The sequence below is a fragment of the Massilia sp. CT11-108 genome, assembly GCF_047302915.1.
In the GTDB taxonomy this organism is placed as follows: Bacteria; Pseudomonadota; Gammaproteobacteria; order Burkholderiales; family Burkholderiaceae_D; genus Telluria; species Telluria orientalis.
In genome coordinates this window covers 1-15804 of record NZ_JBKYMO010000085.1, presented here as the reverse complement: position 1 = coordinate 15804, position 15804 = coordinate 1, and the positions used below count along the sequence as shown (strand labels likewise).

18 protein-coding genes are annotated in these 15804 nt (G+C 65.7%); 11 read left to right on the top strand and 7 right to left on the bottom strand.

Annotated features, from left to right (window positions below; all coding sequences use genetic code 11):
• On the top strand, window positions 1-726 hold a 726-nt coding region (locus ACEN88_RS09930), incomplete at its 5' end, for a LysR substrate-binding domain-containing protein (protein WP_413339208.1).
• A gap of 11 nt (window positions 727-737) precedes the next feature.
• Here ACEN88_RS09930 and ACEN88_RS09925 read toward each other — a convergent pair.
• Together ACEN88_RS09925 and ACEN88_RS09920 are read right to left on the bottom strand one after the other, a co-directional pair.
• Window positions 738-1388 carry a lytic transglycosylase domain-containing protein gene (locus tag ACEN88_RS09925; RefSeq protein ID WP_105376415.1) on the bottom strand — a complete coding sequence of 217 codons (651 nt, stop codon included), beginning with the start codon at window positions 1386-1388 and terminating at the stop codon, window positions 738-740.
• Window positions 1388-3121, bottom strand: a complete 1734-nt coding sequence (locus tag ACEN88_RS09920) for a proline--tRNA ligase (protein ID WP_413339206.1) — start codon at window positions 3119-3121, stop codon at window positions 1388-1390. Before ACEN88_RS09920 ends, ACEN88_RS09925 begins: the two co-directional genes overlap by 1 nt.
• 209 nt (window positions 3122-3330) lie before the next feature.
• Between ACEN88_RS09920 and ACEN88_RS09915 the strand changes: the two genes are divergently transcribed.
• The 3 genes from ACEN88_RS09915 (at window position 3331) to ACEN88_RS09905 (ending at window position 6195) form a co-directional block, all read left to right on the top strand.
• Complete coding sequence (locus ACEN88_RS09915; protein WP_413339204.1) at window positions 3331-4020, top strand: RNA pyrophosphohydrolase; 690 nt, start codon at window positions 3331-3333, stop codon at window positions 4018-4020.
• Between the two features lie 137 nt (window positions 4021-4157).
• Entirely contained in the window at window positions 4158-5699 is a 1542-nt protein-coding gene (locus ACEN88_RS09910) for an aspartyl protease family protein (RefSeq protein ID WP_413339202.1), read from the top strand.
• 70 nt (window positions 5700-5769) lie between these two features.
• Complete coding sequence (locus ACEN88_RS09905) at window positions 5770-6195, top strand: DUF1841 family protein (RefSeq protein ID WP_036238314.1); 426 nt, start codon at window positions 5770-5772, stop codon at window positions 6193-6195.
• Between the two features lie 60 nt (window positions 6196-6255).
• On the opposite strand, the gene ACEN88_RS09900 is transcribed toward ACEN88_RS09905, so the two are convergent.
• The 3 genes from ACEN88_RS09900 to ACEN88_RS09890 all read right to left on the bottom strand — a co-directional run bounded on the left by ACEN88_RS09900 (window position 6256) and on the right by ACEN88_RS09890 (window position 8561).
• Window positions 6256-7761 (bottom strand): SulP family inorganic anion transporter, encoded by a 1506-nt coding sequence (locus ACEN88_RS09900; protein ID WP_413339200.1) that lies wholly within the window; start codon window positions 7759-7761, stop codon window positions 6256-6258.
• Window positions 7762-7855: 94 nt separating this feature from the next.
• A complete protein-coding gene (locus tag ACEN88_RS09895) occupies window positions 7856-8212 on the bottom strand; it encodes a c-type cytochrome (protein WP_413339198.1) in 357 nt (118 codons plus the stop codon).
• 10 nt (window positions 8213-8222) lie between these two features.
• On the bottom strand, window positions 8223-8561 hold the full coding sequence (locus ACEN88_RS09890; RefSeq protein WP_056124278.1) for a c-type cytochrome: 339 nt from the start codon (window positions 8559-8561) through the stop codon (window positions 8223-8225).
• Between the two features lie 229 nt (window positions 8562-8790).
• Between ACEN88_RS09890 and ACEN88_RS09885 the strand changes: the two genes are divergently transcribed.
• The 6 genes from ACEN88_RS09885 to ACEN88_RS09860 all read left to right on the top strand — a co-directional run bounded on the left by ACEN88_RS09885 (window position 8791) and on the right by ACEN88_RS09860 (window position 14417).
• The gene (locus ACEN88_RS09885; protein ID WP_413339195.1) at window positions 8791-9645 is read left to right on the top strand and encodes an AAA family ATPase; all 855 of its coding nucleotides are present in this window, start codon (window positions 8791-8793) and stop codon (window positions 9643-9645) included.
• Window positions 9642-10238, top strand: coding sequence for a GNAT family N-acetyltransferase (locus ACEN88_RS09880; protein ID WP_413339193.1), 597 nt, complete (start codon window positions 9642-9644; stop codon window positions 10236-10238). The genes ACEN88_RS09885 and ACEN88_RS09880 overlap by 4 nt, the downstream gene beginning before the upstream one ends.
• 11 nt (window positions 10239-10249) lie before the next feature.
• Window positions 10250-11431 carry a vWA domain-containing protein gene (locus ACEN88_RS09875; RefSeq protein WP_413339191.1) on the top strand — a complete coding sequence of 394 codons (1182 nt, stop codon included), beginning with the start codon at window positions 10250-10252 and terminating at the stop codon, window positions 11429-11431.
• A gap of 150 nt (window positions 11432-11581) precedes the next feature.
• Entirely contained in the window at window positions 11582-12772 is a 1191-nt protein-coding gene (locus ACEN88_RS09870; RefSeq protein WP_413339189.1) for a cation:proton antiporter, read from the top strand.
• Window positions 12762-13880 carry a YbdK family carboxylate-amine ligase gene (locus ACEN88_RS09865; RefSeq protein WP_413339187.1) on the top strand — a complete coding sequence of 373 codons (1119 nt, stop codon included), beginning with the start codon at window positions 12762-12764 and terminating at the stop codon, window positions 13878-13880. The genes ACEN88_RS09870 and ACEN88_RS09865 overlap by 11 nt, the downstream gene beginning before the upstream one ends.
• A gap of 90 nt (window positions 13881-13970) precedes the next feature.
• On the top strand, window positions 13971-14417 hold the full coding sequence (locus tag ACEN88_RS09860) for an SRPBCC family protein (RefSeq protein ID WP_413339186.1): 447 nt from the start codon (window positions 13971-13973) through the stop codon (window positions 14415-14417).
• Here ACEN88_RS09860 and ACEN88_RS09855 read toward each other — a convergent pair.
• Window positions 14407-14745, bottom strand: a complete 339-nt coding sequence (locus ACEN88_RS09855) for an antibiotic biosynthesis monooxygenase family protein (protein WP_413339184.1) — start codon at window positions 14743-14745, stop codon at window positions 14407-14409. The two genes, ACEN88_RS09860 and ACEN88_RS09855, sit on opposite strands and share 11 nt — an antisense overlap.
• Window positions 14742-15047, bottom strand: a complete 306-nt coding sequence (locus tag ACEN88_RS09850; protein WP_413339182.1) for an NIPSNAP family protein — start codon at window positions 15045-15047, stop codon at window positions 14742-14744. The genes ACEN88_RS09855 and ACEN88_RS09850 overlap by 4 nt, the downstream gene beginning before the upstream one ends.
• Window positions 15048-15120: 73 nt before the next feature.
• Between ACEN88_RS09850 and ACEN88_RS09845 the strand changes: the two genes are divergently transcribed.
• Window positions 15121-15795 carry an ArsR/SmtB family transcription factor gene (locus tag ACEN88_RS09845; RefSeq protein ID WP_413339180.1) on the top strand — a complete coding sequence of 225 codons (675 nt, stop codon included), beginning with the start codon at window positions 15121-15123 and terminating at the stop codon, window positions 15793-15795.
• Window positions 15796-15804: the final 9 nt, after the last annotated feature.

The following is a 15804-nucleotide window of genomic DNA, read 5'->3' as shown; positions in this document are numbered from 1 at the left end:
GTGCAGCCGACGGCCGCGGGCCTCGCCCTGCAGCGCCACGCGCGTCTCGTGTTCCAGCAACTGGCGCGCCTGCGCGCGGAACTGGGCGAGCATGCGGCGGGCCTCAAGGGCCAGATCCGGCTGCTGTGCAATACGGCGGCGCTGTCGGAGTACCTGCCGGAGCGGCTGGCCGGTTTCATGGCACGCCATCCGGACGTCGACATCGACCTGGAAGAACGCACCTCCAGCGACATCGCGCGCGCGGTGCGCGAAGGCGGCGCGGACCTCGGCATCGTGGCCGACACGGTCGACCTGTCCGGCCTCGAGACCTTCCCGTTCTGCACCGACCGCATCGTCGCGGTCGCGCAGCCGGCCATGGCGCGCACGCTCGTCACGCAGGAGGGGCAAGCAGTGACGTTCGCGCGGCTCGTCGATTTCGACCACGTCACGCTGACGGGCGACAGCGCCCTGTTCCGCTATCTGACGCAGCTGGCCGAACGCGCGGGCCGCACCTTGCGCGCGCGCGTGCGCCTGCGCAGCTTCGACGCCGTGTGCCGGATGGTGGAGAGCGGGGTCGGGATCGGCCTGGTGTCCGAACCGGCCGCGCGGCGCTGCGCGCGCACGATGGACCTCGCCGTGCTGGAGCTGGCCGATGCGTGGGCGGTGCGCCAGCTGTCGCTGTGCATGCGCAGCTTCGAGGGGTTGCCGCGCCACGCGCAGCAGCTGGTCGAGGAGATTCGGGCGTAGGCTGAGAAAAATCAGCGGCTGGACACCATCACGTCCTGCTTGAACTCCCAGTTCTTCCACGCCGCCAGCACCGCATTCGGATACTCGGGCTTGCCGCGGCTGCCGTTGTAGCGGCCGAGGGCGAGGTACAGGTTGCCCCCTTCCATGTCGATGTACATGCGCAGGATCGAGCAGCCATAGCGCAAATTCGTCTGCATGTCGAACAGCGCGCGGCGGTTCGAATCGCCGATCACCTTCGTCCAGAACGGCATCACCTGCATGTAGCCGCGCGCGCCGACCATCGACACGGCGTACTTGCGGTACGCCGATTCGACCTGGATCAGGCCCAGCACGAGCCCCGGATCGAGGCCCGCGCGCGTCGCTTCGTACCACGCGATTTCGAGGAATTCCGTGCGCGTCTGGTCGTCCGGCAGGCGGCGCTTGAGGCGCGCCGACATCGCGTCGAACCATTGTTGATAGCGCACGCGCGCGACCTCGTCGCGGAAGGCCGGCTTGGGCGGCCGGCCGTCGCGGATGGCATTTTCGAGCGCCAGCCGGACCGAATCGGCGAGCGCTTCTTCCTTCTGGTTGCCAGCCTGCGCCGCGCCGCTGCTCATCAGTGCAGCGGCGAGCAAGACCGGGCCGAGCCGGGCTGCTGCCCGGACTATCAACCGTCGTGCCATCACTTGCCCAGCTTGCCCTTGATGAAGCCGACCATGTCCGCAGCCGGGACGGCGGTCGCGTCAAGCTCGCGGCGGCCCTGGTATTCCAGGTTGCCTTCCTTGAGGCCGCGCTCGCCGATCACGACGCGGTGCGGCACGCCGACCAGTTCCCAGTCGGCGAACATGGCGCCCGGACGCAAGCCGCGGTCGTCGACGATGACGTCCACGCCGGCCGCCTGCAGCTCGGCATACAGGCGATCGGTCTCAAGCTTCACCAGATCGCTGCGGTCATAGCCCATCGGGCACAGCACCAGTTCGAACGGCGCGATGGCGTCCGGCCAGATGATGCCCTTGTCGTCGAAGTTCTGTTCGATGGCGGCGCCCAGGATGCGGGTCACGCCGATGCCGTAGCAACCCATCTGCATCGGGGCCGGCTGGCCCTTCTCGTCCAGGTAGACGCAGTTCATCGCGGCGGAGTACGCGGTACCCAGCTGGAACACGTGGCCCACTTCGATGCCGCGCTCGATCGCGAGCGTGCCCTTACCGTCCGGCGACGCATCGCCTTCGACGACGTTGCGCAGGTCGGCGACGAGCGGTTCGGCCACGTCGCGGCCCCAGTTGGCGCCGGTCAGGTGGTATTCGGCTTCGTTCGCGCCGCACACGAAATCGGCCATGTTGGCGACGGTGCGGTCGGCCACGATGTTGACCGGCTGCTTCGTACCGACGGGGCCGAGGTAGCCCGGCACGGTGCCGTAGGCTTCCTGGATCTCGGCTTCGCTGGCGAAGCGGAAGTCCTTCAGGCCCGGCACTTTCGTGACCTTGACTTCGTTCAGTTCATGGTCGCCGCGCAGCAGCAGCAGCCAGTTTTCCCTGACCTGCCTGCCGTCGACGTCCTTCTCGACCGTCAGCGCGATCGATTTCACGGTCTGGTCCAGGCCGATGCCGAGCAGTTTCGCAACGTCTTCGCACTTGGTCGTCTTCGGCGTGGAAACCTTCGTCAGCGGCTGCGTCGCGGCGCCGCGCTGGGCGATCAGCGGCAGCGCCTCGGCCGCTTCCATGTTGGCCGCGAAGTCCGAGTTCGGGCAGTAGACCAGCGCGTCCTCGCCGGTGCTGGCGATGACGTGGAATTCGTGCGAGCCCGTGCCGCCGATGGCGCCGTTGTCGGCCGCCACCGCGCGGAACTTCAGGCCGAAGCGGTTGAAGATGCTGACGTAGGCGTTGAACATCGTCTCGTAGGACTTCTGCATGCCTTCGACGTCACGGTCGAAGGAATAGGCGTCCTTCATCGTGAACTCGCGGCCGCGCATCAGGCCGAAGCGGGGACGGCGCTCGTCGCGGAACTTGGTCTGGATGTGATAAAAGTTCAACGGCAGCTGGCGGTACGACTTGACTTCGGTGCGCACGACGTCGGTCACGACTTCTTCCGACGTCGGCTGCAGCGCGAAGTCGCGGCCGTGGCGATCCTTGAGGCGCAGCAGTTCCGGTCCCATCTTGTCCCAGCGGCCCGTCTCCTGCCACAGCTCGGCCGGCTGCACCAGCGGCATCAGGAGTTCGATCGCGCCCGCCTTGTTCATCTCTTCGCGGATGATGCCCTCGACCTTGCGAATGACACGCAGGCCCAGCGGCATGTACGTGTAGATGCCGGAGCCGAGTCGCTTGATCATCCCGGCGCGCATCATCAGTTTATGGCTGACGATCTCGGCGTCGGAGGGCGCTTCTTTGAGCGTTGAAATAAAAAATCGTGAGGCGCGCATATCGGTGAATTCTTTTTAAAAAGAGAGGGTTATAATCGACCTAATTTTAAAGGATTAGCTGGCTGATGCATCCAATCTTTATACAAATGGATCCGAAACACGTGGTGCATGCTGTTGTTCCTGTGCAGGTTGCGCGACAGACGTATCTGGATTGCTAGGTAAAAACGTAAGTAAGAGGGATCAGCCGGCAGAAAGTTTCGAGGTGAATTATGCTCGATCGTGAAGGGTTTCGCCCCAACGTCGGCATCATCCTGCTGAACGCCAACAACGAAGTGTGGTGGGGCAAGCGGGTGCGTGAGCATTCTTGGCAATTTCCGCAAGGGGGTATCAAATACGGCGAGACGCCGGAACAGGCGATGTACCGCGAGCTCGAGGAAGAAATCGGCCTGCGTCAGGAGCACGTCAAGATCGTGGGCCGGACCCGCGACTGGCTGCGCTATGAAGTGCCCGATCACTTCATCAAGCGCGAAGTGCGCGGTCACTACCGCGGCCAGAAGCAGATCTGGTTCCTGCTGCGCATGGTGGCACGCGACAACGACGTCAACCTGCGCCTGACCGACCATCCCGAGTTCGATGCCTGGCGCTGGCACGATTACTGGGTCCCGCTGGACGTGGTCATCGAATTCAAGCGCGACGTGTACCAGCGCGCCTTGCAGGAACTGTCGCGTTTCATCACGTGGCCCGCGAACGGCGAACGCCGCCACAGCTCGCGCTACCTGCGCCAGCCGCACGAGCGGCGCGCCCAGGGGGGCAATGGCAACGGCAATGGCGGTAACAAGGCCGTGGCGAGTGGCGCCAATGCCAGCAAGGCGGTGGCGGCAGCCAGCAAGGCCATCGCCGACGCGGCCGGCAGCTCCAAGATGGTGTTGGCGCAACAGGGTGTGACAAGGAAGGAATGACCTGCGGGAACGATCTGCGCAAGTAGCCCGGAAGCAACACAACAAAGGCACAGCAGCCGTGCAAGCGGTTGCCTTTGCCTTTTTTACATTTTGGTAATGTAATTTTTGCAAAATTGCGAAGTAGAATCATCGCCATGATGATGCCGACTTTGCCGATTTTCCGTGCCCTGCCCCTCGTGCTGGCCGCGCTGTGCTCGTCCGCACGTGTCCACGCCGAGGACACCCCGCCCAAATGCACTTACGTGGAAGTGGCCAGCCTGCCCATCCGCTACGTCGGCCAGGGCCTGGCGCCCGCGGTCGACGGCACGATCAACGACACCCCGGCCACGATGCTGATCGACACCGGCTCCGACCAGACCCACATGACGATGAACGCCGCGACCCGGCGCGACCTGAACCTGTCCATGACGGGGCGTTACGTGGAAGGCCTCGGGGGCCTCTCGCGCCTGTACGGGGTGCGGCTGAAGGATTTCGCCATCGGTCCGGCGCACGCCGGCCGCCGTCCCGAACTGACCGTGATCGGCAGCACCACGTTCACACCGAGCTTCGACGCCATCGTCGGCGCCCCGTTCCTGCTGCAGACCGACCTGGAACTCGACCTGCGCGCAAAGCGGATGAAATTCTACCGACCGCTCGAATGCCGCAAGACGGAGCTGCTCCTGTGGAAGGAAGACACCGTCGTGCTGCCGTTCGGGCGCAACTTCAGCCGCAGCCCGAATCCGCATTTCACGGTCGTCGTGAACGGCAAGGAGATGGACGCGCTGATCGACTCCGGCGCGCACCGCAGCTTCATGATGCTGGACGCCGCCAAAAAGGCCGGCATCGACGTCAATGGCCCGGGCGCGGTCCGCATGGGCGACGCCGGCGGGATCGGCTCCGACCGCGCGCCGCACTGGATCGCGCCGGTCAAGAGCATGCAGATCGGCCAGGAGACCATCAGCAACGTCGAACTGGGCGTCATCGATTCGCAGGGCTCGCGCACGGCCGACGTGTACCTCGGCCAGGACTTCCTGCGCACCCACCGCGTGCTGTTCGCGATGAGCCAGGAAAAACTGTACATCGCCTACCTGGGCGGCGACGTGTTCACGCGCGGCACGGGACTGGAACCCTGGATGCGCGCCGAGGCCGACGCCGGCAATGCGGACGCCCAGTACGCGCTGGCCCAGATCTACAACACCGGCCGCGGCGTACCCCGTGATCCGCTCCAGGCCGGCGTCTGGCTCGACATGGCAGCTACTGGGGGCCAACCGAACGCCAGCCTGCTGCGCGGCCGCCGGCAGATGCTGGCCGGGCAGCTGGACACGGCGATCCCGCAACTGCGCCATGCGCTCGACCTGCTGCCGGCCGACCGTCTCGGCCCGCTGTGGCTGTACATCGCCCGCGTGCGCCACGGCGAGGCGGACCTGGCGAAGACCGAACTGGAAGCGGCACTGAAACAGCAGAAGGAAGACGACTGGCCCGCGCCGATCGCCGACTTCTACCTCGGCAAGACCAACGCGGCGCGCCTGCTGGAAGAAGCCGGCAAGGACGCGAAGCTCGCGCATGCGCGCACGTGCATGGCCCAGACGTACATGGCGGAGTGGCATGCCGCGCGCGGCGACGCGGCCGAAGCGAGTGCGCTCAAGGACACGCTGCGTGCGAACTGCACGCCCGCGGCCGCACGCAAGCCGGCACCGTGACCGCGCCGGCAGGGTGTGCGCCATCGCGCTACAATGACGCTCTTCCTCCTGGTTTTCCGACGGTTCCCCCATGTTCACCCCCTCCTCCAACGACGTCCGCCGCTTCTTTTGCGAAGCCTTGCGCAAGCGCCGCGCCGGCGAGATCCTGACCCCGATGGACGCCATCGCCGCCGACTGGATCGAACAGCATCCCGAATACCACGACGAGCTGACGGATGCCGATGCGGCGGTGGCGCGCGACTATTCCGTCGAAGGCGGCAAGCCGAATCCGTTCCTGCACCTGTCGATGCATCTGTCGATCACGGAACAGGTGTCGATCGACCAGCCGCGCGGCATCCGCGCCGCCTACGAGGCGCTGGCCGCGCGCGTGGGCGAGCACGAGGCGCACCACGGCATCATGGAGTGTCTCGGCGAGATGATCTGGTCGGCGCAGCGCCACGGTACGCAGCCGGATACCGACGCATACGTGGAGTGCGTGCGCAAGCGCGTGCGCTAAAAAACCTCTCACGAGCATCGCAGGCCGGCAGCGCAACGCGCAGCAGCTCGGGAGACGTTTTTAATCGAGTTTGTCGTCGGCGACCCGATAGCGCGGGTCTTCCGGCAGGTTCACCTCGATCATGTCCTTCGCGCGCTCGAGCAGCGCGCGGCAGTCCGGACTCAGGTGGCGCAGATGCAGGCGCTTGCCGAGGGCGCGGTAGCGTTCCGCCAGGCCGTCGATGGCCTGGATCGCCGAGTGGTCCGCCACACGCGCGCGGCGGAACTCGACGACGACGTCCTGCGGGTCGTCCTTCGGCGTGAACAGCGCCTGGAAGCCGGCCACCGACGCGAAGAACAGCGTTCCCTCCAGCTCATAGACTTTCCAGCCGTGCGCGTCCTGCGCGGTCGCGACGCGGATCTGCTTCGCGTGCTGCCAAGCGAACACCAGCGCCGACACGACCACGCCCACCAGCACGGCGGTCGCCAGGTTGAAGACGAGCGTCACGCCCGCCACCAGCACGATCACGAGCGCATCGGCGCGCGGCACCTTGCCGAACAGGCGGAACGTGCCCCACTCGAACGTCTTTTCGCACACGACGAACATCACGCCGATCAGCGCGGCCAGCGGAATCTGCTCGATCACGCTCGCGCCGAACAGGATGAACGACAGCAGGAACAGCGACGCGCAGATGCCCGACAGGCGGCCGCGCGCGCCGTTGCCCACGTTGATCATGCTCTGGCCGATCATCGCGCAGCCGCCCATGCCGCCGAAGAAGCCGGTGACGACGTTGGCCACGCCCTGCGCGAGGCTTTCGCGGTTCGGCTGGCCGCGGGTGTCCGTGATCTCATCGATCAGCGTGAGCGTCAACAGCGTCTCGATCAGGCCCACGCCCGCCAGCACGAGCGAGTAGGGGAACACGATCTTCAGGGTCTGCAGGTCGAACGGCACGTCCGGCACGCGGAACGCCGGCAGGCCGCCCGCGATGGAGCCGAGGTCGCCCACGGTCTTCGTCTCGATGCCCGTGAAGTGCGCGAGCAGCGCGACGGCGAGGATGCCGACCAGCGTTGCCGGCACGGCCTTCGTGAGGCGCGGCGTGACGTAGATGATCGCCATCGTCAGCGCGACGAGGCCCAGCATCGTCCACAGCTGCGGCCCCGCCATCCAGCCGCCACCCGTCTTGAAGTGTTCGAACTGCGCGACGAAGATCACGATGGCCAGGCCGTTGACGAAGCCCAGCATCACGGGATGGGGCACCATGCGGATGAATTTGCCGAGCCGCGCGGCCGCGAACAGCATTTGCAGCACGCCCATCAGCACGATGGCGGCGAACAGGTATTGCGCGCCGTGCTGGACGACCAGCGCGACCATGACGACGGCCAGCGCGCCGGCCGCGCCGGAAATCATGCCGGGCCGGCCGCCGAACGCGGAGGTGATGAAGGAGACCAGCACGGCGGCATACAGGCCGGTCAGCGGCGACACGTGGGCCACGAGGGCGAAGGCGATGGCCTCGGGAACCAGCGCCAGCGCGACCGTCAGGCCGCTCAATACATTGGTCTTGATGTGGGAGGGGGATACGTCGGACAAGGCGGGCTCCAAAAAACAAATCCCTCCGGCCGGCACGCGGCAGGAGGGATTCCGGACAATCCGGATGGGCCGTTATTGTAACGGCCCGTGCGGATCAGCGCTTCGTGACGAGCGCCGCAGGCAGACTTTCCAGGTAGGCAGCGATGTCGGCCATGTCGCGATCCGACAGCGGCTGGGCCATGCCGGCCATGATCGGGTTGTTGCGACCGTTGGCGGCTTTGGTGCCGCGCTTGTACGCGGTCAGCGCATGCACGAGGTAGTCGGCATGCTGGCCGGCCAGCTTCGGATAGCTGGGATCGATCGGGGTCTTGTAGTCGGCGCCGTGGCAGGACGCACAGTTGTATTTTTTCGCCAGTTCGGCGCCGTTGGCGGCATTGCCCGAAGCCAGCGCCTGGCCGGACAGGGCCAGCGAGGCGGCGCCCAGGGTCAGCGCGACGATCAGTTTATTCATGGCGCGCTCCTTACTTGGACGGGGACTGTTGCGAATAATACGCGGCGATATCGGCGATGTCCTGGTCGGACAGGCTGGCCGCGATACCCCGCATGGACGGGTGGTTGCGGTCGCCTTTTTTGTATGCCTGCAGCGCGGCTTCGATGTACTTCGCCGACTGGCCGCCGATCTTCGGTACGCGATAGACTTCAGGGAACGTGCCCTTGTACTCGGGGATGCCGTGGCAGCCGATACACTGCTCGATCTTGTTGGGTGCTGCCTTCGGATTGCCGACGATGTCGGCTGCGCCGGCCGTGCCGGCCATCGAGGCGCCGGCTGCCAGCACGAGTAATGCTGTTGAAATTTTCATGGATGACCTATCGTTGGGTTGAATCGATAGGGCGCCTTGCGACCCGTGCGGCGGCAGCAGGTTTTCTAGACCCCCGGTACTGCAACTGCAATGGCATTTTTGCCACGATCCAATCGATTCTATCCGAAGAATATAGTCGAGTCCATTGGGCAGCGCAGCATGGACGGCCTGCCCGCCACGGCGTTCTGGCATATACTCGATAGCATTTCCATATGATCTGCCCAGGCCCATGCACGCACCCCGACGCTTCGAAGGCAGCGATAACTATGTCGCCACCGCCGACCTGAAACTGGCGGTCAACGCCGCCCTCACCCTCGCCCGCCCCCTGCTGATCAAGGGCGAACCCGGCACCGGCAAGACGATGCTGGCCGAAGAGGTCGCGGCCGCGCTGGACATGCCCCTGCTGCAGTGGCACATCAAATCGACGACCAAGGCCCAGCAGGGCCTGTACGAATACGACGCCGTCTCGCGCCTGCGCGATTCGCAACTGGGCGACGAGCGCGTACGCGACATCCACAACTACATCGTCAAGGGCGTGCTGTGGCAGGCGTTCACCGCGCCCGAGCCGGTCGTGCTGCTGATCGACGAGATCGACAAGGCCGACATCGAATTCCCGAACGACCTGCTGCGCGAACTGGACCGCATGGAGTTCTTCGTGTACGAGACGCGCGAGATGGTCGTGGCGAAGCACCGCCCCCTCGTCATCATCACGTCGAACAACGAGAAGGATTTGCCGGACGCCTTCCTGCGCCGTTGCTTCTTCCACTACATCAAATTCCCCGACCGCGACACGATGGCGGAGATCGTCAAGGTCCACTACCCCACGCTGAAGGCCGACCTGCTGTCCGCCGCGCTGCAGGGTTTTTATGAACTGCGCGACGTGCCGGGCCTGAAGAAGAAGCCGTCGACGTCGGAATTCCTCGACTGGCTGAAGCTCTTGCTGGCCGAGGACATCCCGGCCGAGGTCCTGCGCAGCCAGGACGGCAAGACGATCGTGCCGCCGCTCGCGGGCGCCCTGCTCAAGAACGAGCAGGACGTGAGCCTGTTCGAGCGCCTGGTGGCGATGGCGAGGCACAACCGATGATCCAGGTCGCTCCCGTCACCCTGGAATTCAACGGCGTGCGCCTGGAGCCGCTCGGGCTGCACCACCTCGACGGCCTGCGCGCCGCAGCCGCCGACGGCGAACTGTGGAACTTGCGCGTCACCTCCGTGCCGGAACCGCAGGACACGGAAGCCTATATCCGCATGGGGCTGGAGACGCCGAACCGGGTCGCCTTCGCCGTCGTCGACGCGTCCAGCGACACCGTGATCGGCACGACCAGCTACCACGACATCATGCCCGCGATCGACCGCGTCGAGATCGGCTACACGTGGTACGCGAAGAGCCGCCAGCGCAGCCACGTCAACACGAGCTGCAAGCTCCTGCTGCTGTCGCACGCGTTCGACACCCTCGGCTGCGCCGTCGTCGGCCTGCGCACCGATAATTTCAATTATGCGTCGCAGGCCGCCATCGAGAGATTGGGCGCCAAGAAGGATGGCGTGCTGCGCCACCATGCGCCGCGCCGCGACGGGACCGTGCGCGACACGGTCATGTACAGCATCGTGCGCGGCGAGTGGCTTGAGATCAAGTCGCACCTGCATTACAAACTGAGCCGCCACGCGCGCCACGCAGGGTAAAGAGGCGCGGCATGCTGATCGACTTCTTCTTCACCCTGCGCGACGCGAAGGTTCCCGTCACGATCAAGGAATTCCTCACGCTGCTGGAAGCGCTGCAGAAGCAGGTGATCGCGCCGTCGCTCGACGAGTTTTATTATCTCGCGCGCCTGACGCTGGTGAAGGACGAAGCCCATTTCGACAAGTTCGACCGCGCGTTCGGCACCTTTTTCAAGGGCATCGAGACGGTGTTCGACGAGAAGGCCGACATTCCTCTGGATTGGCTGATCAAGCGCCTGGAACGCGAACTGACGCCCGAGCAGAAGGCAGAGCTGCAGAAGCTCGGCTACGACAAGCTGATGGACCGCTTGCAGGAACTCTTGAAGGAACAGAAGGAGCGCCACGAGGGCGGCAACAAGTGGATCGGCACCGGCGGCACGTCCCCGTTCGGCAACGGCGGCACCAATCCTCAGGGCATCCGCATCGGCAAGGAAGATAAAATGCGGGGCGGCAACCGGTCTGCGGTCAAGGTGTGGGACCAGCGCACCTATCGCGACTACGATGGCGAGCGCGAACTGGGCATCCGCAACATCAAGGTGGCATTGCGCCGCCTGCGCCGCTTCGCGCGCCAGGGCGCGCCGGACGAACTGGCGCTGGACGAGACGATCCGCTCGACCGCCAACAACGCGGGCTGGCTCGACATCAGGATGCAGCCGGAGCGGCGCAACCGCATCAAGGTGCTGATGCTGCTGGACGTGGGCGGCACGATGGACGACCACATCGAGCGCACCGAAGAGCTGTTCTCGGCGGCGAAGGCCGAGTTCAAGCACATGGAGTTCTACTATTTCCACAACTGCGTCTACGACCACCTGTGGAAAAACAACCGCCGCCGCCACGCCGAGCGCTTCCCGACGTGGGACGTGCTGCGCACCTACCCGGCCGACACGCGCCTGATCTTCGTCGGCGACGCGACGATGAGCCCCTACGAAATCCTCGCGCCGGGCGGCTCCGTCGAATACGCCAACGAGGAAGCGGGCGCGGAATGGCTCGCCCGGTTCTGCCACGCGTTCCCGAAATTCGCATGGCTGAATCCGGAGCCCGAGCACCTGTGGCAGTACCGGCAATCGATCGCCGTCATCCGGCAGATCATGGGCAACCGCATGTTCCCCGTGACGATCGACGGCCTGGAACGGGCGATGCGTTTGTTGAGCAAATAACCGGGCGGCGATCCTTCACGCAAAGGTGGGCACCCCGTGCCCACGCGCGGCGTTTGAATTGCGCACGGCGTATTCCTACACGTAATCGTGCGGACAAATCGCTCTTGTAGAATCGGTCGCAGGTTGTAACATTTTGACAAAGGAGCAGGTATGCAGGAATTCCTGTCTGTCCTCACGAGCCTCGCCTGGCCCTTCGCGATCACGCTGGCCTGGCTGGTCGGCGAATTCGGGCAGCGCTGGACCGGCCTGCCGCGCATCAGTTTCTATGGCCTCGTCGGCTTCATCCTGGCCGCGCCCCAGCTGGGCATACTGCCGCTGCCGGAAGGCGGCACGACGCTGCTGCTGGCCGACGTCGGGTTCGGCCTGATCCTGTTCGAGCTGGGCTACCGCATCAACCTGCGCTGGCTGCGCACGAATCCGTGGATCGGCGTCACGGGCCTCGTCGAAGCGGGCCTGACGTTCGTCGGCGTCTACCTCGTCGCGAATGCGTTCGGCGCGGCGCTGATCGACCGGCTGATGCTCGCGTCGCTGTCGATGGCGACGTCGCCCGCGACCGTCGTCCGCGTGATCAACGAACAGAAAAGCTCGGGCCAGGTGACGGAACGGGCACTGCACCTGTGCGCGCTGAACTGCGTGCTGGCCGTGTTCGCGTTCAACGCCACCGTCGGCCTGTGGATCTTCCGCACGTTCGAGGACGTCGGCGACGCGCTGTGGAACAGCCTCGTCGTGCTGGGCGTCTCGGCCTTCACGGGCGCCGTGTTCGGCCTCGTCGTGCCGGGCGTCCTGCGTCTGCTGGGAAAGCTGGCGCAGGACGCCACCGTCGCCTTCGCGCTGGCCGTGATCCTGCTCGTCGCGATCACGTACGCACTGGGCCTGTCGCCCGTCGTCGCGGCGCTCGCGTTCGGACTGACGGCGCGCCACCGCCGCGTCGCGTTCAGCCAGGCGCAGCGCAATTTCGGCGCGCTGGGCGAACTGCTCACCGTCGTGCTGTTCGTGTTCGCCGCCTCGACGCTCGACTGGCGCCGCGTGTGGGCCGGCGCTCTGCTTGCCGTCGCCCTCGTGCTCGTGCGCCTGCTCGCCAAGATGGCCGGCGTGACGGCGTTCGCCCATCTGTCCGGCATCTCGTGGCGCAAGGGTGCGCTGACGGGCGTGGCGTTGACGCCGTTGTCCGTGTTTGTGATCCTCTTGATCGAGCATGCGCGCCACGCCGGCGTGCAGGTCGTCGAGGAATTGCGCGCCGTCGCCGCCGTGACGATGCTGCTCGAAGTATTCGGTCCCATCATCCTGCAACGCGCCCTCGTGTGGGCGCGCGAAGCGCCGGAGGTCAACCATGCCGCTTGAACCCTTCGCCACCTCGGCACCGCTGACGTTCGGCGTGGAGCTGGAACTGCAGCTCGTCAGCCTGTCCGACTTCGACCTCACGCCGGCCAGCCCCGACCTGATGCACCTGCTGAAGCGCAAGCCGTTCCCCGGCAACGTCACGCCCGAGATCACGGAAAGCATGATCGAGATAAATTCGAGCGTGCAGACGAACTACCGCACGCTGCTGGCCGAGTTGCTCGAGATACGCGATACGCTGGTCGCCGCCAGCGACGTACTGAACATCGGCATCGCCGGCGGGGGCACGCATCCGTTCCAGCACTGGTCCGAACAGCGCATCTCGGCCAAGCCGCGCTACCAGGAATTGTCGGCGCTGTACGGCTATCTCGCCAAGCAGTTCACCGTGTTCGGCCAGCACGTGCACATCGGCTGCGCCAGCGGCGACGACGCGCTGTTCCTGCTGCACGCCCTGTCGCGCTACATCCCGCACTTCATCGCCCTGTCCGCATCGTCGCCGTTCGTGCAGGGCCACGACAGCGGCTTCGATTCGGCGCGCCTGAATTCGGTCTCGGCCTTCCCCCTGAGCGGCCGCGCGCCGTTCACACTGAGCTGGGCCGATTTCGCCGACGTCTATTTCGCCAAGATGGAGCGCACGCGCATCATCAGGAGCATGAAGGATTTTTACTGGGACCTGAGGCCGAAACCGGAATACGGCACGATCGAGCTGCGCGTGTGCGACACGCCGCTCACGGTCGAACGGGCCGCCGCCCTCGCGGCCTACCTGCAGGCGCTGTGCCGCCACCTGCTCGAACGGAAGGAAGCGCCGCCGCTGGAAGACGACTACCTCGTCTACAACTACAACCGCTTCCAGGCCAGCCGCTTCGGGCTCGACGGCGTGATCACGCATCCGAAGACCTATGAACAACTCCCGCTGCGCGAGGACATCATCGCCACCCTGGACCTGATGGAACCGCATGCGCAGGCGCTGGGCAGCCTGGACGCGCTGCCGCACCTGGCCGCGGCGGCCAGCGACGGCGGCGACGCGAGTTTCCTGCGCGGGCAGTACGAACGCCAGGGCAGCGCGGAGGGCATGGTCGACGCCGCGATCCGGCGCTTCCGCGGACGATAATTTTTTTTATCCGCGTGTCGATCCGCGGGCCGCCCGTTCGTCGTAGGATCAGAGGGATGTCCTCTGCCACTTACGCCAAGGAGACCGATCATGTCCACGAATACTGTAGAACTGCACCGCGTCCTGAAATCCACCGCCGACCGCGTCTACCGCGCCTTTATCACGCCGGCCGCCGTCGCCAAATGGCTGCCGCCGCACGGCTTCACCTGCACCGTGCACGAGCAGGACGCCCACGTCGGCGGCCGCTACCGGATGTCCTTCACGAATTTCACGACGGACGGGAGGCACTCGTTCGGCGGCGAATACCTGGAACTGGAACCGGGCAAGCGCCTCGTCTACACGGCCGAATTCAACGATCCCAACCTGCCCGGCCGCATGCAGACGACCGTGCAGCTGCGCGAGGTGTTCTGCGGGGTCGAAATCAAGGTCAAGCAGGAAGGCATCCCGGCCGCGATTCCCGCCGAGATGTGCTACCTCGGCTGGCAGGAATCGCTGCAGCTGCTGGCCCAACTGGTCGAGCCGGAAATCAAGGAGTAACGAGGTCGGACGGCACGTCGTCCCGTTCGTGCAGCCCGTAGTCGCGCACGACGGCGGCCACGCGCAGGCGGTAATCGGCAAAGAGGCCGGCCCGCCCCGCCGCCTGCATGGCACGGTGCGCGGGCAAGGTGCGCCAGCGTTTCACGGCGTCCTCGTCGCGCCAGAACGACAGCGACAGCATCCTCTCCGGCCGCGTCAGCGATGCGAAACGTTCGATGGAGATGAAGCCGTCGATCGCTTCCAGTTCGGGACGCAGCGCGGCGGCCGCATCCAGGTAATCCTGGCGCTTGCCGGGCGCCGGCTCCACTTCGAAGATCACGGCGATCATGCGACGTTTTCCAGGAACGTGCGCTCCTCGCGCAGGATGAAGCGTTTTTCGCGCGCAAACCGGAAGTTCGCCACCGCTTCGTCGTCTTTCTTCAAGCGCAGCCGATACGCTTCGTAGTCGGCCAGGCTGTCGAAGCCGACGAGACCCCATGCCTCGTAATTGGTGCCTTCGTGCGGCAGGAAGTAGCCGAGCAGGCGGCCACCCAGGCGTGGAATGATGCGGCCCCAGTTTTCGGAATACGTGCGGAAGGCGTCGCGCTGGATGGGGTCGATCTCGTAGCGGATGAAACAGGTGATGGGCATGATGGCTCCTCGTAACGTTGAAGCCCCATGGTAGTCACTGGCCCTCCCCCGATGCTTCGGCTAAGATCGAACCATGAGAGACGGACCGAATATCGCGAACATCGCCGCACTGATCGGCGACCAGGCACGCGCCGAAGTGCTGAACGTGCTGATGAGCGGCATGGCGCTGACGGCGACGGAACTGGCCGACGCCGCCGGCGTCACGCGCCAGACGATCAGCACGCACCTCGCCAAGCTGCGCGAGGCGGGCCTGCTCGCCGTCGAGGCGCAGGGGCGGCACCGTTATTTCCGCATTGCCGACGCCGACGTCGCGCACCTGCTCGAATCCATGATGGGCATCGCGTTCGGCACAGGATCCGTGCGCGTGCGGTCCAGTCCACGCGAACCGGCGCTGCGCAAGGCGCGCGTCTGCTACGACCATCTCGCGGGCGAACTCGGGGTGCTTGTCTACGAAAGCCTGGCCCGGCGCGGCGCGTTCGCGCTGGATGCGGGCGGCATCACACTGACCGACCATGGCCGCGCACTGATCGCGACCATCGGCATCGATCCGCTGCCCTCCGCCACACGGCGGCCGCTGTGCCGCCATTGCCTGGACTGGAGCGAGCGCCGCCACCACCTGGCCGGCGCCCTCGGGACGGCGCTGCTGGACCGTTTCCAGCAACTGGGCTGGGCGCGCCGCGTGCCGGAATCGCGCGTGCTCGCGTTCAGCGCGGACGGCGAAGCGGCGCTCAGGGCCTGGCTGGACTGAGTCAGGTCG